We start from the raw sequence: 20,240 nt of genomic DNA on the forward strand, positions 1-20,240 counted from the left end.
GGCCGGCCCGCGTCACAGGAAGCGGCGGATGGGAACCACCGAGTGCTCCCGCAGCCGCTGCAGCGGCGACCGGGCGGCCCAGCTCACCGGGTCGATGCGCTCGCTCAGCGCGCGGTCCTGGTCGAAGTGCCCGTCCAGCGTGGCGGTCAGCTCCTCGTCCAGGACCGCGAGCACGACCTCCTCGTCATGGTCGAGGGAGCGGCGGTTGAAGTTGGCCGAGCCGACGAGCGAGAGCGTGCCGTCCATGGTGAGCACCTTCGCGTGCATCATCGAAGGCCCGTACTCCCAGATCGTCACGCCCGCGTCGAGGAGCCCCGCGTACAGGCGCCGGCCGGCCAGCCGGCACACGGGCTTGTCGGTGTGCCGGCCCGGGACCAGGACCTCCACCTCCACACCCCGGCGGGCGGCGGCCTTGAGCAGGTCGGCGAAGTAGGTGTCGGGGGCGAAGTAGGCGGTGGTGAGCCGGATGCGTTCCTCCGCCGATTCGAGGACGACCCGCAGCAGGGTCCGTACGTCCTGCCAGCCGACGCTCGCCGAGCCCCGGACCACCTGGACGACCGCCCGCCCCTGCGGCCGGTGTTCGACGAACCGGTCCCGGCCGTCGAAGAGGGTGTCGTGGCACTCGGCCCAGTTCTGGACGAACGCGGCCGCGATCCCGTCGACGGCCGGCCCGCGCACCCGGAAGTGCGTCTCGCGCCACTCCGCCTCGTCGCGGGCGTCGCCGGACCACTCCTCCGCGATGCCGACCCCGCCCGTGAAGGCGGTCGTCTCGTCGACGACGAGCACCTTGCGGTGGCAGCGGTGGTTCTGCTTGAACGGCGACAGCCACATCGGCCGTCGGAACCAGGCGACATGAACCCCTGCCCTGGCCATCGCGTCCAGCAGGTCCTGCTCGATGAGCCGGCTGCCGAAGCCGTCCAGGAGCAGCCGGACGCGGACCCCGGCCCTGGCCCGGGCCGCGAGCGCGTCCGCGAACTCCCGGGCGATCGCCCCACGCCAGTACACGAAGGTCATCATGTCGACGGTCCGCCGCGCCGATCGGATGCTCGCCAGCATCGCCGAGAAGATCTCGTCGCCGTTGCGCAGCGGTAGCAGGCTGTTGAGCTCGGTGGCCGGCGTGCCGATCAGCCGCTCCAGGCGGCGCCGGATGCGCGTGGCGCGCTCCGGCACCGCCCCGGGCTGCGTGCCGCGGGGGTCGCCTGGCCGGGCGCCGGGTTCGGCGCCCACCACGGGCAGGTCCTGGGCCGTCGACATGGGCTTCTCCTGGGTGATGCGGCGCCGCGGCCCCCGGGGCGGGGACCGCGGCGATTCACGGCGGGCGTGCGGGCGTCCTGACTCAGATCCCCGTACGGGTGCCCGGTACCGGCCCGAGCGACGCGGGATCGAGCCAGCGGATGCTGAGCGGAACGCTGCGCGGGGTGCGGAGTGCTGCGGCCGCCGCGTGGTCGGGAAGGCCGAGGACATTGACGATCCGCCACCCGGGCGGGGCGCCGGCCGTCCCCGGGTCCTCACCGAGGTAGTCCAGGTCCAGGTCCCGGCCGAGACCGGTGCCGATGCCCTTGAGATACGCCTCCTTGCGCACCCACAGCCGGGCGAAGACCGAGCGGCTCTCCTCCGGCGAGGCCGCCGCCACCTCGCGCGCCTCCGCCCGGTGGAGGGCCGCGCCGAGTTCGGCGACGACCTCCAGCTCCGGCAGCGCCTCCACGTCGACACCGATGGGGACCGACGCCACCCCCACCAGCACCAGGTCGCCGCCGTGCGACAGCGAGAAGTGCAGGGGGGTCCGGCCCTGGGCCACCGCCGGGCGGCCGTGCGGGCCGCCACAGCAGGGACAGGGCTCGGAGTGGAACCGGACCTCCTCCGCCGCCACCCCGAGATAGGCGCCCAGGAGCCGGCGGAGCGTGAGGTGCGCCATCGTGTAGCGGTGCCGGTCGCGGTCCTTGACGAAGGAGGACGCCCGCCGCCGCTCGTGCTCGTCGAGCACGGACAGGTCCAGGGGCGCCGGGTCCGGGGCGGCCGCCGTGTCCTCGGGGACACGCAGCAGCCACAGATCCGCCGCGCCGTCCGCGGGGGCGGGCAGCGAGGTGGGCCAGTCCGCCGGGAGGGCGTGCGGGAGACCGTGGACGTGCGGGTGGACGTGCGGGAGACCGTGGACGTGCCGGTGGGCGGGCGGGAGCGGCTGCGGGTGGGCGTGCGCGGGGACCGTCATGGGAGCGCGCACCCCCCGGCGCCGATCACCGGATGTCCCGGTTCACGTGCAGGTCGGACATGGCGACGAGGATGCGCCGGTCGCCGCTGAACGGCTCGCGGGCATGCGTGGCGAGGAAGTTGTCGACCACGAGCATGTCGCCGCGCTGCCAGGGCAGGGAGACGGCGGCCTCCTCGTAGAGCCGGCCGATGAGCTCCACGGCGTCGTCCTCGATCGGCGAGCCGTCGCCGTAGAACGCGTTGCGCGGCACGCCCTCGGGGCCGTACTCGTCCAGCAGATAGGCCGCCACCTCGGTGGGGAGGGTGGAGATGTGCCAGAGGTGGGCGTGGTTGAACCACACCGTCTCCCCCGTGCGCGGGTGCCTGCTGACGGCCTGGCGGACCGCCCGGGTGCGCAGGCCGTCGCGGCCGATCCACTCGAAGTCGGTGCGCGAGGCGCGGCAGTAGGCCTCCACCTCGGCCCGGTCCTCGGTCTGGAAGACGACCTGCCACGGGATGTCGAGGTCGGGGCTGTAGTTGCGGACGTACGTGACGCCGTGGCGCTGGAAGCGTTCGCGCAGCTCCGCCGGGATCTTCGGGAGGACGGCGCGCTCACTGGCGACGGGCGTGGCTCCGCCCGTCGCGGACGGCCGGTCGCCGTAGAAGTAGAGCCTGCCGGGCCAGTTGTGGGAGTACGACATCTCGTGGTGGAAGGCGATCCACTGGTCCTCGCTGAGCTCGGTCGAGGTGAAGACCTTGTCGACGATCTCGGTGCGGGGCGCGGCCCGCTCCAGGTAGTCGAGCAGATCGGGCGAGAAGGCCCGGGCCGCGGCGCCGAAGTCCGCCGGGCTCTCCAGCGCGAAGCCACGGAAGAGCAGCGCGCCGTGGCGCTCCAGTTCGTCGGTCAGCCGGGCGTGGTGGGCGGAGATCCAATGGTCCAGGCGCAGGCCGGGCTCGGCCGCCTCGATCCTGAGGAGGAAGGGCTCGGGGTCGACGGGGGCGGCCGTCACGCGTCCGCCGGTGAAGGTCTCGGTCATGCCGCCACCCCTTCCTCGTCGCCGGCGCGGGCGGCGGGCGCGGCCGTCTCCGTACGCACGGGGTCGGACATCGCGGCGAGGATGCGGCGGGCGCCCTCGAAGGGCTCCCGGGCGTGCGCCGTGATCATGTTCTCCACGACCAGGACGTCGCCCAGTTCCCAGTCGAAGCCGGTCGTCTCGGCGGCGAAGGCGGCCCGCAGCTCGGCGAGGGTCTCGTCCTCGATCGGGGTGCCGTCGCCGTAGTACGTGTTGTACGGCAGGTCCTCCTCCTCCAGCGCCTCGCGCAGCCCGGTGCTGACCTCCTCCGGCAGCGAGGTGATGTGGAAGAACACCGCGTGGTTGAACCAGGTCCGCTCCCCCGTGACCGGGTGGGTGTGCACGGCGGGGCGGGTCTGCCGGGTCCTCAGCTGGCCCCCGTCGACCCACTCGACGGCGATGCCGGCGGTCGCGCAGTACGCGGCGACCTGCTCGGGGTCCTCCGTCTGGAAGGCCTCCTGCCAGGACAGGCTGATGCCCGGGAGGTAGTTGCGTACGTACTGCACACCGAGCCGCTCGAACTTCTCGACCGTCTCGGGGCGCAGCGCCGCGAGGATCCGCCGCGAGTCGGCGAGCGGGGTGCGTCCGCCCCGCTCGGCGGGCTTCTCGCAGCAGAAGACGATCCGCATCGGCCAGTTGTGGGAGTACGACTGCTCGTTGTGGAGCAGGATGTGCTGGTCGGCGGGGTACTCGGTGGACGTGTAGATGCCGTCCGACACCTCGGTGCGGGGCGAGGAGCGCTCGCCGTACTCCAGGACCCGGTCGGACAGGGCGTCCATCACCGAGCGGAACTCGGCGGAGCCGGTGACCGCGAAGTCGCGGAAGAGGACCGCCCCGGCGCGTACGGCCAGGTCGTCGACGAGCGGCCGGTTGGCGCGGATCCATGCGGCGAGGTCGGTGCCGGGGTCCGCCGCGCGGACGAGGGCGGGCAGGGCGCGGCCGTCCTCCCACGCCACGGGCGCGGCCGGGGTGTCATGCACGTGTGTCATCAGAGGTCTCCAGATCGGTGGGAAGTGCCAGGCGCGGCAGCAGCTCCGCGATCAGCTCGGCCGCCCGGTCCTTGAGGTAGAAGTGGCCTCCGGGCTGGGTGAGCAGGGCGAAGTCGCCGGCGGTGAGCTCGCCCCAGGCACGGGCCTGGTCCGGGGTGTGCCCGGTCTCCCGGTCGCCGCGCACGGCCGTGATCGGGCAGGAGAGGACGGGCAGCTCGCGGGGGCGGTACGTCTCGATCAGCCGGTAGTCGTTGCGCAGCGGGCCCAGGACCAGTTCGAGCAGCTCCGGATGGCGCAACACCGCGTCGTCGATGCCGCCCAGCTCCCTGATCCGTTCCAGGAACGCGGCGTCGTCCAGGGTGTGGACGGTGCCGGGCCGCCGGGTGGAGGGGGCGCCGTGTCCGGAGACGACGAGGTGGTGCGGCGGGTGGCCCCGCTCCTGCAGGCGCCGCGCCACCTCGTACGCGAGTGAGGCGCCCATGCTGTGGCCGAAGAGGACCAGCGGCAGGTCGCGTAGCGGCAGCAGCGCCTCGGTGACCTGGTCGGCGAGCTCGTGCAGTTCGGTGACGTACGCGTCGGCCATCCGGCTCTCGCGGCCCGGGTACTGGACCACCCGGTGGTCGTAGGTGTCGGGCAGCAGATCCGTCCAGGTGCGGAAGAAGCTCGCCCAGCCGCCGGCGTGCGGCAGGCAGACCAGCCGGACCGACGCGGAGGCGGTGGCCGGCCGGAAGCCGCGCAGCCACCGCTCCTGCGGCGAGGTGACCTGGGCGGCGGGGCGGTCCGCCGTCGGGGACGTCATGGGGTTCGGACTCCGTCGGGTCGGTCGGGGCGGTCGGGTCGTGAGGGCGCGGTCGGCCTCGGTCAGCCTCGGTACGTGCCGCGGTCGATGCGCGGAATGGGCGCCGCCGCCGCGGACTGCGCGCCGCGGTCGACGCGCGGAATGGGCGCCGCGGCCCCGGGCTGCGCGCCGCCGTCCCGCTGTTCGCCGTCCTGCTGGGCCTGGAGCTGCTCGTCGACGAGGACCGCGAGCGCGGCGACCGTCGGCGCCTGCAGGAACTGGCCGATGCGCAGGCCGACTCCGAGGTTGGAGCGGATCCGGGCGATGGCCCGGATCGCGAGCAGCGAGTGGCCCCCCAGGTCGAAGAAGGAGTCGTACACCCCGAGCCGCTCCACCTTGAGGAGCTCCGCGCAGATCTGGGCGACGGCCTCCTCGGTGGGGGTGCGGGGCGCGGTGTGCTCGGGGCCGGCCGCCTGGCGGGCGCCGTCCGGGCGGGGCAGCGCGGAGAGGTCCAGCTTGCCGTGGTCGCTCAGCGGCCAGCCGTCGAGGACCATCAGGTGGGTGGGGACCATGGCCTCGGGGAGCCGCTCGCGCAGGTACTCCTGTACCGCGGGGACACGGGCCTCGCCGGTGACGTAACCGACGAGCTGCGGCCGGCCGTCCTCGTCGGGGTGGGCCGTGACCAGTGCGCCGGTGAGGTCGGGGTGCGCGCGCAGGACGGCTTCGATCTCGCCGGTCTCGACGCGGTTGCCGCGGATCTTCACCTGGCCGTCGGCCCGGCCCCGGAACTCGACCGTGCCGTCCGGACGCCAGTGGGCCAGGTCGCCCGTGGCGTACAGCCGCTGGCCGGTGGCGAAGGGGTGCGGGACGAAGGCGGCCGCCGTCGGGCCGGGGCGGTCGAGGTAGCCGCGCGCGGTCTGGGCGCCGCCGATGTACAGCTGGCCGGGGACGCCGACCGGCTGCGGGCGGCCCGCGTCGTCGAGGACGTAGAGCTCCACACCCGGGACGGGGCGGCCGATCGGCACCCGGGCGTCCGTCGCGGTGGTGACGCGCCCGGCGGTGACGTCGATGACGGCCTCGGTGGGCCCGTACTGGTTGTGCAGCTCGGCGTGCGGGTAGCGCTCCAGGACCCGCCCGGCGAGGGCGGCCGGGAGCTCCTCGCCGCCGCTGAGGAGCACGCGCAGCGACTCGTGTCCGCCGTCGGGGGTGTCGAGGAAGGCCGCGAGCATGGACGGCACGAAGTGACAGAGGGTGACGCGGTGGCGGTCGAGGATCTCGTGGAGGTACTCCACGTCCCGGTGGCCGCCCGGCCGGGCGGTGACCACAGTGGCGCCGGTGACCAGCGGCCACAGCAGCTCCCACAGCGACACGTCGAAGCCGAGCGGGGTCTTCTGGAGCACCCGGTCGCCGGCGGCGAGCCGGTAGTCGCGCTGCATGCCGTGCAACCGGTTGAGCAGACCCCGGTGGGTGTTCACGACGCCCTTGGGCCGGCCGGTCGAGCCGGAGGTGAAGAGGAGGTACGCGGCGGAGTCGGGGCCCGTACGGGCGGGTTCCGGGCGGTCGAGCGGGCGGCGGGAGACCTCGCTGCCGGTGACGTCAAGGCGGCGCTGTCCCGGGAAGTGGCCGACGAGGTCGGCGCTGGTGAGGACGAGGGAGGGCCGGCCGTCCTCGACGAGCTGGTCGAGCCGGGCCCTCGGATAGTCGGGGTCGAGCGGCAGGTAGACCGCACCGGCCTTGAACACGCCGAGGACGGCCGGCAGGAGCGCGACGCCCCGGTGCAGGCAGACCGCGACCCGGTCCTCGGGGCCGATGCCCCGCTCGGCCAGCAGGTGGGCCACCTGGTTCGCGCGGCCGTCGAGCTCGGCGTAGGTGAGGCTCTCACCGGTCTCGTCGACCGTCACGGCCACGGCGTCGGGGGTGGCGTCGGCCCGGGCCTCGAACCACTGCGGCAGCGCGGGTCCGGTGAGCGGCTCCGTGCCCGCGTTGCTGAACTCCTGCAGCACTTGGGCCAGTTCCTCGTCGCCGAGGACGGGGAGCGCGCCGACCGGGAGGTCGGGGTCGGCGGTGACGGCCGCGAGGACCGTCTCGAAGGCGGTGGCGAGGCGGCGCGCGGTGGACGCGTCGTACAGCTCGGTGGAGTACTCCAGCCAGCCGGCGAGGCCGCCGTCGCCGTCCGGGGCGAGCTGCACGGAGAGGTCGCAGCGCACGGTGCCGACCAGGGCGGGCAGCACCTGGCAGTCGAGGCCGGGCGCGGAGAACGCCACCGGAGGGGTGTTGTGCAGGGCGAGCCAGTGGCGGGCCAGCGCGGTCTGCCCGGAGACGTCCCGGTCGGGCTGCAGTTCGTGGATGATCCGCTCGAAGGGCACGTCCTGGTGCTCCTGCGCCCGGTTGCATACCTCGCGGGTGCGCAGCAGCAGGCCGCGGAAGGTGTCGCCGTGCTCCTGGCGCACGCGCAGGGGCAGTGTGTTGACGAAGAAGCCGACGACGTCCTCGAGTTCGGCATGGCGGCGGCCCGCCATGGGGGTGCCGACGATGACGTCGTCGTCGCCCGACCAGCGCCCGAGGACGGTCGACCAGGCGGCTACCAGCGCCATGAAGAGGGTGGCCTGGGACTGGTCGGTCAGCCCGCGCAGCCGGGCGACGAGCTCGGCCGGCAGGGTGATCGGTGCGGTACCGCCCGCGTAGGTGCGCTCCGCCGGGCGGGGCCGGTCGGTGGGGATGTCGTTGGAGGGCAGGCCGGCCAGTTCGCCGCGCCAGAACTCCATCTGCTCGGTCAGTACGCCCTGCTCCAGGCGGGCGCGCTGCCAGACCGCGAAGTCGGCGTACTGGAGGGAGGGCTCGGGCAGCTTCGGCTCCTCACCGGAGGCCAGTGCGGCGTAGACGGCGCCCATCTCGCCCATCAGGAGGCCGAGGGACCAGCCGTCCACGACGATGTGGTGCACGCACAGGACGAGGACCCACTCGGGCTCCTCGGCGTCGGTCACCCGAAGCAGGGTGGCGCGCAGCAGCGGCGGCCGTGCGAGGTCGAAGCCCTCGGAGGCGGCCCGGGTCACCTCGGCCGTCACCTCGTCGCCGGTGACCTCGCGCAGCGGAAGCTCCAGCGGGAGGCTGCCGGCCGGGTGGACGACCTGCTCGACGCGGTCGCCGTTCTCTTCCAGACCGGTCCGCAGCACCTCGTGCCGGTCGACCAGGAACGCCAGGGAGCGGCGGAGCGCGTCGGCGTCCAGGTCGCCGCGCAGGCGCAGCGCGCCCGAGCCGACGTACATGGCGGAGCCGGGCCGCATCCGCTCGACGATGTAGAGGCGCTCCTGGCCGAAGGACAGTTCGGCGCGGGAGAGGTCGCCGCCGCGGCGCGGGATGCGGTCCGCCGCCTTGCCGGCGCCGGCTTCGTCCAGCAGCTTGTCGAGGAGCCGCAGCTGCTCGGCAGAGAACGGGGTGCTCAAGGGAATCCTCCGTGGAACGACGGGTACGACGGCAGCGGCGTGAACGGCGTGCCGGGGCGGGCGGGGCGGCGGCCGAATGCGCCGAGCGTGCCGGGGCGGACGGGACGGTGGCCGGTCAGCCGGCCGTCGCCGCCATCTCCTCGCGCAGGCTCAGCGGCCGCATGTCCGTCCACACCTCGTCGATGTGCGCCAGGCACTCCTCGCGGCTGCCGGCCGTGCCCTCGATCCGCCAGCCGGCGGGCGGTTCGGCGTCCGCACGCCAGATGGAGTACTGGAGTTCGTCGTTGCGCACGACGCGGTACTCGGGCTGCTCGCTGCGCTCGTCAGACATGGGTGTTCCCTCTCGCTCGACTGGGGCCAGTTGACGCGGTCGGGCCGTTGCTCCGCCGCGCACCGGGGCCGTCGAGGGTGGTGAACGCCGACAGGCGGTGCGACGCGCTCACGGGGCGCCCCACCTTGTTCACCAGGCGACTTGCGGCTGCAGGCTCCGGTGCCCGTAAGTCAACCCGGGGGCCGTGGCTTTGTAATGTCGGGGCTTCTCCTGATGGGCCGCGGGCCGGGCGGTGACGGGGTCCGGGCCCTGCCCCCGGCGTTCGGACCGGCCGACGACGGCGGCGACCTCGGCCCGGGACGAGACGTCGAGCTTCCGGAAGATCCGGCCGAGATGGGTCTCCACCGTCTTGTGGCTCAGCTCCAGGGCACGCGCGATCTGCTGGTTGGTGCGTCCGCCGCTGACGAGGACCGCGATCTCCAGCTCGCGCTTGCTGAGCGTGGCGAGGCCCGGCTCGGGCCGGCTCCGGGGCTGCGGCACGGCGGCGGCGGCCACCTCGTCCTTGAGGGCGAGGGCGAGGCCCAGGAGGTACGGGGAGTCGACGGCCGCCGCGTTGGTCTCGGCGCAGGCGGCGTGCCGTACCGCGCCGGCCAGATCGCCCGCTTCGAGCAGGAGGCGGGCCATGGCCATGGCGAGCTGCGGGACGACGCCGGTGAGGCGTCGGGCCTCGGCGATGCGCAGGCTGCGGTCGAAGTGCGCGGCGGCGGACTCGGCCCGGCCGAGCGCGGACTCGGTGGCGGCGAGCCAGTACAGGCCGTCGAGGTGGCGGACGGCGACGCCGTCGGGGAGCGCGTCGAGGAGCGGGGCCGCCCCGTCGGCGTACTCCCGGGCCCGGTCGGTGGCTCCGGTGCGTACGGCGGTCGCGGCGAGAAGGGCCAGCAACCGGCCGCGTTCGGCGGGCCGGAGTTCGGCGAACGGCTGGCCTGCGAGGGGGCGTTCGGTCGCGGCGCGGTCGGTGGCGTCCGGGCCCTCCCCCGTCTCCAGGGCGTGGGCGAGGCGCTCGCCGAGGAGCCGGGCGCGGGCCCTCGCCTCGTCGGCGCCGGGCAGGCGGGAGGCGGCGTCCAGTTCGGCGAGGGCGGCCCTGTTGTCGCCGAGCAGCCGCCAGATACGGGCGCGGCAGCGGTGGGCGGCGGAGGCGTCGGGGCCAGTGGGCGATCCGAGGACGGCGTGCGCTTCGGGGACGGACCGGCGGCCGGAACCGGCCCGCGCATCGGAACCGCACCGGGCGTCCGGAGCGGTGTCGGTCGGAGCGGTGTCGGTGGGAGCGGTGTCGGCGGGAGCGGTGTCGGCGGGGGTGGTGAGCGCCGTCAGGCCGTCGCGGAGGCGGCCGGTCAGGGCGAGCGCGCGGCCAAGCAGCAGCCGTGCGCGGGGGGTCCGTCCGGCGGCCGAGTCCAGGTCCATCGCGGTCCGGGTCCAGGCGGCGGCCTGCGCCGGGTCGTGCCACAGCTGCTCGGCGGCGGCGGTGAGCAGGATGCCCGCGCCGGCCGCGTCGCCCTCGACGGCGCTGTGCTCCAGATGCCGGGCGAGCGGTACGGAGGCGCTGTCGCGCGGGGTGAGCAGGGCCGTGGCGCGTTCGTGGGCGCCCTGCAGCCAGCCGGAACCGGCGGACTGGTAGGCGGCGGCGCGCAGCAGCGGGTTGCGGAAGCGGAGCCCGCGGGCGAGGGCGGTGCCCTGGACGAGGTCCTCGCGGAGCAGTTCGTCCAGTGCGCCGCGCAGGGCGGCGCCGTCCAGCTGGGCGACCCGGCCGACGGCGGCCACGTCGAAGGGCTCGCCGAGCACGGCCGCGGAGCGGGCCGCGAGCCAGCCGGCGGGCGTGAGGCCGCGGAAGTCGCGCAGGCAGTCGGTGAGGACCTCGATGGGGAGCGGGTACGCGGTGCTGCCGGAGGGGGCGGGCACCGCGCGCAGCGCGGCGAACGCGCGCAGAAGGCCGGGGTTGCCGTCCGCCTCGGCCAGCAGGGTCTCGCAGTGGACCCTGCTGAGGTCGTCGGGCAGCAGCGACAGCGCCTGCTCCTCGCTCAGGGGCACGGTGGGCGCGCGGCGCAGACGGCCGTGTACGGCGGCTTCGGCGAGCAGGCTCCGGAGCATGCCGTCGCCCTGGCGGGGGCGGTGGGCGAGCGCGAGGACGATCGGCCCGGCCGGCGGGTGGCTGAGCAGGTGGGCGAGCAGTTCCAGGGAGGCGTGGTCGGCCCGGTGCGCGTCGTCCAGGGTGATCAGCAGGGGGCGTTCGGCGGCCAGCGCCTCGAGGAGCGCGTGCACCGCGCGCAGGGCGTGGTAGCGGTCGGCGGGGCTGTCGGGGCGGAGCGGTGGGGCCGCCGCGGTGAGCGCGGGGAAGATCCCGGCGAGCCGGCCGATGTGGTGGCGGGCGGGGCCTGAGAGGGCGTCGGTGTCGAAGCGGACGAGGAGGTCGTCGAGCGCGTCGACGAAGATGCCGTACGGGACGGCGGCGAGGGTGGTCGTCGCGTGGCCTGCGGCGGTGCGCCAGCCGAGGGCGGCCGCATCGCGGGCGAGCCGGCTCAGCAGGGAGGTCTTGCCGCTCCACCGCTCGCCCGGGATCTCGACGACGGCGAGGCGCGCGGGCGGGCCGTCCGGTGCTTCGAAAAGGGATTCCGAGGTCAGCGCGTTCGCCATTTCCTCGGGTCGGACGTTCTTCTGGTCGGGTGCGTCGAATTCGTGAGCCCGGACATCAGCGAACAAGGCAGGTGCCTTTCGGTCTGTTGAATGGATCTGGGCGCCGATCCCGAATTCCCCGGCCTTCGCCGCAGGAATTCCCGTGCCCATTTCTTACTGCCAGCCGAGGGTGCGCTCGGCGGCGGTGGTGGCGGCGGCCGGTGCGTCGGCGGCCGCGGTGGCGACGGTGGCCACGGCGGTGGTCGTCGGCGCGGCGGGCTGCTCCTCGGCCGCGGCGGAGAGGGCGGGGGAGGCGGCGACCACGGTGAGGACGACGGCGGCGACGCGGGCGGCGAGGGTCTTCGACATGACGGGGCTCCTTGAGGGTGCGCGATTGGCCTGTTCCGAGCGGTGCTGCTCCGGAGCGGATCCGGAGGCACGTTCCGGGCTTCGGGCCCAGGAGCGGACCGGGAGGTCCGTTCCGGGCCTCGTTCCCGGCCGGCGATCACCATCCTTGCCGCCCCCCGGCGGCCTTGTCAGTGGTCGGAGCCTGCACGAACCGGCCTTTGCATAATGCGTCCACCCCCCGGCCCGGCCCCGTCGGCCGGCCCGGCCGGCCCGGGCTAGTCGACGGCCGGCGGGGTGAGCAGCCCTTCGTAGTACGGGGCGACCAGAGGCGCCTCGCAGCGCAGCAGCCGGATGCCCCGGAGCGCCGGATCGAGGTCGAGGGCGCGCTCGCACACCTCGCGGGCGACGGCCTCGGCCGCCGCGAGCGAGGGGGCCGCCACGAAGAGACCGAGGACCGGGTGGGGCTGGGCGTCGGCGTGCAGGGAGCCGTGGCGCACACGCTCCTCGGGCCGTCCGAGCGCGCACACGCGCGTGTCGGCGTCCACGGGTACAGCCGCCCCCGGTGGTGGTTCGAGGTGGGCGTGAATCAGGTACATCCCCCGACTCTGCCGGGAGTGCGAGCGCGCATCCAGAGAAATGGCCGGGACGCTTTCTGCCATGGCAGAAAGCGTCCCGGCCTGCTTCGGAAGGGACCGGTAACCGGACATAGGCGGCCGAAATTCGGTGCATAGATGCACGAGGCACCCACCGCGACCAGTCATCCAAAATGCCCGATAGAACCGTTTTGACCGCCCTATCCCGATCGCGCTCGATATTCATCTCACAGGAACGCGGGGGGTGTTATCGTGACGCCAATTTCGATAAGTAGCACGCGGGGGAGGGTCCCAGAATGCTGACCACGTTCGGGCTCGATGAAATCGCGGAACGGGTGTATCGGACACTCCTGCTCCGTCCACAAGGGGAGATCGCGGATATCGCGCCCACGATCGGCCTGACGGCCGAACAGTTCCGGGCCAGACTCGACCAGCTGAGCGCACTCGGCCTGCTGCGGGGGCCGTCCGACGACCCCGCGGGGCTCCAGGTCGTCAGCCCCGAGGTGAGCTTCGAGGCGCTGCTCGCCCGGCAGCAGGCCGAACTGGCCGCGCAGCAGCAGCGGATCGCGGAGTCCAGGGCGTTCGCCGAGCAGATGATCGTCGAGTACGCCAACCGGCCGATCGCCACCCGGCCCGGTGAACAACTCCTCGTCGGCATCGACGAGATACGCGCGGAGATAGCCCGGCTGACCGAGGGCATCAAGGAGGAGGTGATGTCCTTCGCCCCGGACGGCGCGCAGGACGCGGCCACGCTGGAGGCGTCGAAGCCGCTGGACGCGGAGGTACTGGCGCGCGGGGTACGGATGCGGACGGTGTACCTGGACAGCATCCGCAACAACCACCCGAGCGTGGCCTACGCGGACTGGCTCGCCGAGGCGGGCGGCCAGATCAGGACCGTACCGTCCCTGCCGATCCGGATGATCATCATCGACCGGTCGGCCGCGATCATCCCGGTGGACGGCGAGGACGCCGGTGCCAGCGCCGTCGTCCTGCGCGGCCACGGCACCCTGGCGGCGCTGTGCGCGCTGTTCGACCGGGTGTGGGAGTCCGGTGAGCCGCTGGGCAAGGCCAAGCCCCGCGACTCCCGGGGGCTGACGGCCCAGGAGCGGGAGGCCCTGCGCCTGCTCAGCCAGGGCCACACGGACGAGGCCATCGCCAAGCGCCTCGGCGTCTCGCCGCGCACGGCGCGCCGGATCGCCGCCGACGTGATGGAGCTCCTCGGCGCCAAGAGCCGCTTCCAGGCCGGCCTGCTGGCCGCCCACCGCGGCTGGCTGCCCGCCGGCTCCGTCTGACACGGCCACGGGCCCGGCCGCGCGACGACGGGAGTCGTCGTGCGGCCGGGCCCGGACGCGGTGTCACGCGAAGACGCGGTCCTGCGCGTGGCCGCGCAGCTCACGGGACTTGCGGAGGTCGCGGGTGGAGACCGTCTTCTTCAGCCAGCGGTCCGTCCCGTCGTAGCGGGACCGGAACGCGCGCCGGCCGTGCACCGCCAGGTAGTTGTCCACGAAGAGCAGCGAGCCGGCGCCGACCACCACGTCCTCCTGCACCTCGTCGAGACCGGCGACGAGCGCGTCCAGCGCGGCCCGCCCCTCGTCGTCGCCCGGCGTGTGCCGCATGAAGAAGGGGTCGATGCGCAGGTACGGGTCCTCGGGCGAGCCGAACAGCACGGCCACCGCCTCCGGTTCGTCGCGCATCTGCTGGAGCTTCGCCAGCGAGGGCGCGTCGGGGTCGACGGCCCGCAGCTGCCGCAGGTGCTCGTCGTCGGGAAGGATGAAGTACCGCTTCTGCTGCAGCAGGGCGCGGTGCTCCTCGCTCAGCTTCACATCCCGTACGGACGCCAGCGTCGTCGGCACCGCGTCGATGTTGCGGACGCCGAACAGGCCCAGGTAGTCGCACCGGTACGGGTGGAAGCCGTCCTCGGTGTGCCACTCCAGCAGCACGTCGCTGCCGTGGCCGCTCTGCTCTCCCTCCTCGCCGGGGATCGGCAGCACGTTCTGGACCAGCCGGCCCCGCTGGAGCGTCGACCAGCCGAAGACATCGCCCAGGCAGGCCGTCAGCAGGGCGAGGTAGGCCTCCTCCCGGCGGGTCGAGGTGGACTCGGCGGCCGCCGTCCAGTGCAGCGGGGTGGGCCCGACGCGCCGGTCGTCCACCGGCAGACCGCGCACCATGCACGCGGCGGCGGGCTCCCTCGTACGGAAGCCGTGGAGGAAGGAGCGCAGGCCGGCGGGCACATCCGGCACGAACCGCCACAGCTCGTCGCTGAAGGACGGCTCCGCGGGGTCGAGACCGGTCTCCAGGAGCCGGGCGACGACCGCTTCGAGCTCGTCGGTCTCGGCGGCGGACAGGTCGTAGGTGAGGACGGACGACATGGTTCTCTCTTTCGATCTCGAAGGTACGAAGGGCGGGCGCGGCGCGGCCGGCCCGCGCGGATCAGCCCTCGGCCAGCAGCGCGGCGACCTCGGCGTCGGTCAGCGAGGCCAGCTCGGCCAGCGCCCGCTCGACCTCCTCGTCGTCGGCCGGCTCGATCCGGCCGGTGCGCGCCGCGTCGGCGATCCGCTCGACGGTCAGCTCTCCGCTGATGAGCCCGGCCAGCGGCAGTTCGAGGCCGAAGGCGGACCGGACCCGCACCACGATCCGGGTGGCCTGCAGCGAGTGGCCGCCGAGCGTGAACAGGTCGTCGTTCACCGACACCTCGGGCAGACCGAGGACCTCCGACCAGATCCGGGCCACCTCGCGCTCGACCGCGTCCCTGGGGGCGACCGCGGCGCTCTCGCGGCGCCGGCCGGGCTCCGGCAGCAGACCGCGGTCCAGCTTTCCGTTGGCACCGGTGGGCAGTTCGGCCAGCCAGACGAAGGCGGACGGGATCATCGCCGCGGGCAGCCGCTCGGCGAGATGGGCACGCAGTTCGCCGGAGGGGATCTCGTCCCCGGCCGCCACCAGGTAGCCGACCAGGGCGGGTTCGTCCGCCACGGTCCGTACCACCACGGCCACTTCGGCGAGCGCCGGGTGGCCGCCGAGGACCGCTTCGACCTCGGCCGGCTCGACCCGGTGGCCCCGGATCTTCACCTGCCCGTCGAGGCGCCCCAGGAAGTCGATGGTGCCGTCCGCGGACCAGCGTGCCCGGTCCCCGGTCCGGTAGAGCCGCCCGCCGTCGGCGTACGGGTCGGGGACGAACCGCTCGGCCGTCAGACCCGGCCGGCCGAGGTAGCCGCGGGCGACCTGGACGCCCCCGATGTGGAGTTCGCCGGGCACACCGACCGGCAGCGGCCGGCCGCGCTCGTCGAGCACGTACAGCCGGACCCCGGGCGCGGGGCCGCCGATCGGCAGCCGCACCCGGTCCGTGTCGCCGGGCTTCACCTCGTACGCGGTGACCTCGATCGCGGCCTCGGTGGGCCCGTACATGTTGTGCAGCTCCACGCCCGGGAGGAGCGTGTGGAAGCGCGCGGCGACCGCCGGGGGAAGCTCCTCGCCGCTGCACACGACCCGGCGCAGCACGCCCGCGCACTCCCGCGCGGCGGGCTCCTCCAGGAAACTGCGCAGCATCGACGGTACGAAGTGGCAGGTGGCGACGGACTCCCGCCGGATGAGCTCGGCGAGGTACGTGGGGTCCTGGTGGCCGCCGGGGCGGGCGAGGACCATCGTGCCGCCGGCGCTGAGGGGCCACCACAGCTCCCAGCCGGAGACGTCGAAGCCCACCGGGGTCTTCTGCAGGACGGTCTCCCCCGGCGCGAGGTGGTGGGCGCGCCGCATCCAGTCCATGCGGTTGACGACGCCGGCGTGTTCCATCACCACGCCCTTGGGGCGGCCGGTCGAACCGGAGGTGTGCAGGACGTACGCCATGTTCCGCGGCGACGACACGGGCGCGGGGCGGGTCGTGGGACGGTCGTCGGCCGCGCCCTCGTCGAGCCGGACCACGACGGGTCCGGCCAGGACCGGGCTGCCGTCGGCCGGGCCGGCGTGGGCCGGGCCGGCGTGGGCCGGGCTGGCGTGGGCCGGGCTGCCGTCGGCCGTTCCGGTGTCGGCCGCCACCACGTCGGCGAGCAGACCGGTGGCCAGGTCGCCGGTGGTCAGCAGCACGGCGGGCCGTACGTCCGCCACCTGGGCGGCGAGCCGGCTCGCGGGGTAGCCGGGGTCCAGCGGCAGATAGCCGCCGCCGGACTTCAGGACGCCGAGCAGCGCGGCCACCAGCTCCGTGCCGCGCGGCAGGCAGATCGCCACGGCCTGGTCGGGCCCGATGCCGAGGTCGCGCAGCAGCCAGGCGATCCGGTTGGCGCGCTCCTCCAGTTCGCCGTAGGTGAGGCGGCCTTCCTCGTCGACGACGGCGAGGACCGTCGGGTCCCGGTCCGCCCGCGCCTCGAACGCCTGGTGCAGCAGCGCGGGGGGCGCCTCGGCGCCGCGGGCGCCGCTCAGCTCCTCCACGATCCACCGGAGGTCGGCCTCCGGCAGCACCGGGAGGTCGGCGGCGACGGCGCCCGGCAGCCGGGGAGCGGCGTCCAGGACGGTGGCGAAGGCGTCGAGCAGCCGGCGGACGGTGTCCTCGGTGAACAGGTCGGCCGCGTAGACGACGTGCCCGGCGAGCCGCCCGTCGGGCTGCTCGGTCAGATGCAGCGATATCTCGAACTGCGCGCCGGGTGACGGGAGTTCGAAGGGCTCAGCGTGGACCTCGCCGGCCTGCCAGGCGGCCAGCGGCGTGTTCTGCAGGGCCAGGGCGGCACGCACCAGCGGCGGCCGGCCGCCGGAGCGCTCGGCCCCGGCCAGGCGGACCATCTCGTCGTAGGGGTAGTCCTGGTACGGGTAGGCCGCCAGGCACAGGTCCCGGACCCGGCCCACCAGTTCGCCGAAGGTGGGAGCACCGGACAGGTCGACGCGCAGCGGCAGGGTGTTGACGAAGAGGCCGAGCGCCTCGGCGGTGCCGGGGCGGGTGCGGCAGGCGGCCGGGGTGCCGACCACGACGTCGTGCTGCCCGGTCCAGCGGGACAGGACGGTCGCGAAGGCGGAGAGCAGCACCATGTACGGGGTGGCGCGGCGCGCGGAGCCGTAGCTCCTCAGGCGCGTGACCTGCTCGGCTCCGACCTCGAACGGCAGCGAGGCGCCGCGCCAGGACTGGCTGCCGGGCTGGGGGACGTCGAGCGGGAGTTCCAGCGCGGCCGCCCCGTCGAGGACACCGGACCAGAACGCCTCGGCCGCTGCGGCTTCCTCCGCCTCGTACACGTACGGGCGCGGGGACGGCAGGGGTGCGGGACTCGGACGGCCGGCCAGGGCGTCCTTGTAGGCGGCGCCGAGTTCGCGCAGCAGCACGCCGAGCGACCAGCCGTCGACGGCGATGTGGTGGGCGACCAGGCCCAGGCACCACTCGTCGGCGGCGAGGCGCACCAGGACGGCGCGCAGCAGGGAGCCGGAGGCCAGGTCGAAGGGGGCGTCGCCGAGCGCGGTGAGCGCCGCCCGGCAGGCCTCCTCGCGGGCAGCCGGGCCGGGCTCCGCGGACACGTCGACGACCTCGATGCCGAGCGGCTCCGCGGGGCGGGCCGTGACCATCAGGGTGCCGTCCGGCGTGGGGTGGAAGGCGGCCCGCAGCGTGGGGTGGCGGGCGACGAGGGCGCTCAGGCACCCGGTGAGCAGGCCCGGTTCGACCGGTCCGCGCAGCCGGACGCCACCGGTGATGTGGTAGGCGCTGCCCGCCCCCATCTCCGCGAGGAGCCACATCCACTCCTGGGCCCGGCCGGCCCGCACGGGGGCGCCTGCGTCGGTCAATACGTCGCCGTCGGTCAGCACGGCTCCGTCGGTCCGTACGACACCGTCGGTCCGTGCGACACCGTCGGCCGCGTCCGTCGCCTCCGCCGCGCGCCATCCGTCGAGGCGATCCGCCAGTTCGCCGGTGGTCAGGCCGTCCAGCAGACGCTCCACGGGCACCTCGGCGCCGGTCGACCGGTGCAGGGCGGCGGCGAGGCGGACGGCGCGCAGGGAGTCCAGGCCGAGGGCGATGAGCGGCACCGCCCGGTCGAGCTCCGCCGCCGGCGTGCCGAGCACGGCGGCGACGGCTTCGGTGACGGATTCGGTGAAGGCCGAGGGGGCGGCCGAGCCGGCGGCCGCGGGAGCCGACGAGCCTGAGGCGCCCTGCGCCGGGGTGGTCGTGGCGCGCGGCGCGGCCGCGGCGACCCGCTTGAGGCCGTCCGATGCCCACAGCTCGCGGCAGGTCGAGCGGCGGATCTTGCCGCTGGTGGTCCGGGGGATGGTGCCGAGGCGCACCAGGGCGATCTCGCGCGGCGCCAGGCCGTGCTCGGCGGCCACCGCCTCGCGCACGGCGGCCAGGACGCCCGGGGCGTCGTCGGGGGTGAAGCCGCGGGCCACCTCGTGGACGAGGACGACCTGTTCCTCGCCGCCGTCGTCGACGGAGAAGGCGGCGGAGCGGGTCGGCTGGAGCAGCGGATGGGCCCGTTCGGCGGTCTGCTCGATGTCCTGCGGGTAGTGGTTGCGGCCGCGGACCACCATCAGGTCCTTGATCCGGCCGGTGATGAACAGCTCGCCCTCGGAGGTGAAGGCGAGGTCCCCGGTGCGCAGGAAGGTGCACCCCGGGTGGGCGTCGAGGGTCGCGTGGAAGGTACGGGAGGTCTCCTCGGGGCGCTCCCAGTACCCGGCGGCGACGGACGGGCCGCTGATCCACACCTCGCCCACCTCGCCCTGGGCGCAGGGGCGGCCGTCGGCGACGACGAGAACCAGGTCCTCGCCCTGCGGGGTGCCGCAGCCGGTCAGCGAGAGACGGGGTCCGGTGTCCGGGCCCGCGGCCTCGGCACGGCCCCGTTCGAGAGCGTCGCGGCTGAGGTCGAGGACGCGCGGCGCCCCGCCACGGGTCGGGCCGCCGGTCGCGAACAGCGTGGTCTCGGCGAGGCCGTAGCAGGGGTGGAAGGCGCGCGGGGAGAAGCCGGAGACCTCGAAGGCGGCGGCGAACGCGGCCATGGTGGAGGGGCGGACCGGCTCGGCGCCCATCATCGCGTGCCGCCAGCTGGACAGGTCCAGGCAGGCCCGGTCCTCCTCGCCGATGCGCCGTACGCATTCGAGGTAGGCGAAGTCGGGGGCGGCGGAGACGGTGGCCCGGGTGCGGCTGATGGCGTCGAGCCAGAGCAGCGGCCTGCGCAGGAAGGTCATCGGGGCCATCAGGACGCTGGGGAAGCCGGCGTACAGGGGCTGCAGGATGCCGCCGATCAGCCCCATGTCGTGGTACGGCGGCAGCCAGCTCACGCCGCGGCTGTCCGGGCCCGAGCCGACGGCCTGTCCGATGGTGGCCGAGTTGTGCACCAGGTTGCCGTGCCGGACCATCACGCCCTTGGGGCGGCCGGTCGAGCCCGAGGTGTACTGGAGGAAGGCGAGCGCGTCCGGCCGCGGTCCCCGCCCGTCCCAGGTCTCGGCGAGGCCGGCGGGCAGCTCGTCGGTGAGGAGCCAGGCGGGGAAGGCGGTGGCGGCCAGTTCCGGGTACTGGGCGTCCAGCGCGGTCGCGGTGGCGCGGTCGCTGAGCGCGAGCACCGCCCCGGCGTCCGTGGCGGCGGCAAGGACCATCGGCACGCCGTGCCGCCCGGTCGGCAGGTGGACGGGGACGGCGACCACACCCGCGTACAGACAGCCGAGGAACCCCACGACGTAGTCGACGCCCGGCGGGTAGAGCAGCAGCGCGCGCTCACCGGTGAGTCCACGCCCGGACAGCGCGGCGGCCACGGCCCTGGCCCTGCGGTCGATGTCCGCGTAGCTGAGGACGAGTTCACCGCTGTCGGTGAGGAACTCGAAGGCCGTGCGGTCCGGTGTGCCGTCCGCGCGGTCGCGCAGGATGTCGACGAAGGTCCCGCCGCGGGGACGGAGCGCTGTGTGCACGGAAGGTGCTCCTGGGGTAGCTGCGGCCGTA

At 74.5% G+C, this 20,240-nt stretch carries 13 protein-coding genes; 1 reads left to right on the plus strand and 12 read right to left on the minus strand.

Going from position 1 to position 20,240, the window contains the following annotated elements; translation table 11 throughout:
- Nucleotides 1-12: 12 nt before the first annotated feature.
- From J7E93_RS12520 to J7E93_RS12565, 10 genes are all read right to left on the minus strand, one after another.
- The gene (locus J7E93_RS12520; RefSeq protein ID WP_215068517.1) at nucleotides 13-1,254 is read right to left on the minus strand and encodes a phosphatidylserine/phosphatidylglycerophosphate/cardiolipin synthase family protein; all 1,242 of its coding nucleotides are present in this window, start codon (nucleotides 1,252-1,254) and stop codon (nucleotides 13-15) included.
- A gap of 82 nt (nucleotides 1,255-1,336) precedes the next feature.
- Nucleotides 1,337-2,209: a 4'-phosphopantetheinyl transferase superfamily protein gene (locus J7E93_RS12525; protein ID WP_251066437.1), complete on the minus strand. Its 873-nt coding sequence runs from the start codon at nucleotides 2,207-2,209 to the stop codon at nucleotides 1,337-1,339.
- A gap of 25 nt (nucleotides 2,210-2,234) precedes the next feature.
- Nucleotides 2,235-3,224, minus strand: a complete 990-nt coding sequence (locus J7E93_RS12530; RefSeq protein WP_215068519.1) for a TauD/TfdA family dioxygenase — start codon at nucleotides 3,222-3,224, stop codon at nucleotides 2,235-2,237.
- Nucleotides 3,221-4,249 carry a TauD/TfdA family dioxygenase gene (locus J7E93_RS12535; RefSeq protein ID WP_215068521.1) on the minus strand — a complete coding sequence of 343 codons (1,029 nt, stop codon included), beginning with the start codon at nucleotides 4,247-4,249 and terminating at the stop codon, nucleotides 3,221-3,223. The genes J7E93_RS12530 and J7E93_RS12535 overlap by 4 nt, the downstream gene beginning before the upstream one ends.
- Complete coding sequence (locus J7E93_RS12540) at nucleotides 4,233-5,048, minus strand: thioesterase II family protein (RefSeq protein ID WP_215068523.1); 816 nt, start codon at nucleotides 5,046-5,048, stop codon at nucleotides 4,233-4,235. The genes J7E93_RS12535 and J7E93_RS12540 overlap by 17 nt, the downstream gene beginning before the upstream one ends.
- 62 nt (nucleotides 5,049-5,110) lie before the next feature.
- On the minus strand, nucleotides 5,111-8,470 hold the full coding sequence (locus J7E93_RS12545; RefSeq protein ID WP_215068525.1) for a non-ribosomal peptide synthetase: 3,360 nt from the start codon (nucleotides 8,468-8,470) through the stop codon (nucleotides 5,111-5,113).
- A 115-nt stretch (nucleotides 8,471-8,585) separates the two neighbouring features.
- Nucleotides 8,586-8,801 (minus strand): MbtH family NRPS accessory protein, encoded by a 216-nt coding sequence (locus J7E93_RS12550; protein ID WP_215068531.1) that lies wholly within the window; start codon nucleotides 8,799-8,801, stop codon nucleotides 8,586-8,588.
- A 129-nt stretch (nucleotides 8,802-8,930) separates the two neighbouring features.
- Nucleotides 8,931-11,429, minus strand: a complete 2,499-nt coding sequence (locus J7E93_RS12555) for an AAA family ATPase (protein ID WP_215068533.1) — start codon at nucleotides 11,427-11,429, stop codon at nucleotides 8,931-8,933.
- A gap of 153 nt (nucleotides 11,430-11,582) precedes the next feature.
- Nucleotides 11,583-11,777 (minus strand): hypothetical protein, encoded by a 195-nt coding sequence (locus tag J7E93_RS12560; protein ID WP_215068535.1) that lies wholly within the window; start codon nucleotides 11,775-11,777, stop codon nucleotides 11,583-11,585.
- 254 nt (nucleotides 11,778-12,031) lie between these two features.
- The gene (locus J7E93_RS12565; RefSeq protein WP_215068537.1) at nucleotides 12,032-12,352 is read right to left on the minus strand and encodes a hypothetical protein; all 321 of its coding nucleotides are present in this window, start codon (nucleotides 12,350-12,352) and stop codon (nucleotides 12,032-12,034) included.
- A 293-nt stretch (nucleotides 12,353-12,645) separates the two neighbouring features.
- On the opposite strand from J7E93_RS12565, the gene J7E93_RS12570 reads away from it, so the two are divergent.
- Complete coding sequence (locus tag J7E93_RS12570) at nucleotides 12,646-13,641, plus strand: LuxR C-terminal-related transcriptional regulator (protein ID WP_215068538.1); 996 nt, start codon at nucleotides 12,646-12,648, stop codon at nucleotides 13,639-13,641.
- Nucleotides 13,642-13,704: 63 nt separating this feature from the next.
- On the opposite strand, the gene gntD is transcribed toward J7E93_RS12570, so the two are convergent.
- Entirely contained in the window at nucleotides 13,705-14,718 is a 1,014-nt protein-coding gene (gene gntD / locus J7E93_RS12575; protein ID WP_215068540.1) for a guanitoxin biosynthesis L-enduracididine beta-hydroxylase GntD, read from the minus strand.
- Between the two features lie 61 nt (nucleotides 14,719-14,779).
- Entirely contained in the window at nucleotides 14,780-20,209 is a 5,430-nt protein-coding gene (locus J7E93_RS12580) for a non-ribosomal peptide synthetase (RefSeq protein ID WP_215068542.1), read from the minus strand.
- Nucleotides 20,210-20,240 lie beyond the last annotated feature (31 nt).

Origin of the sequence: Streptomyces sp. ISL-36 (genome assembly GCF_018614205.1) — a bacterium.
In the GTDB taxonomy this organism is placed as follows: Bacteria; Actinomycetota; Actinomycetes; order Streptomycetales; family Streptomycetaceae; genus Streptomyces.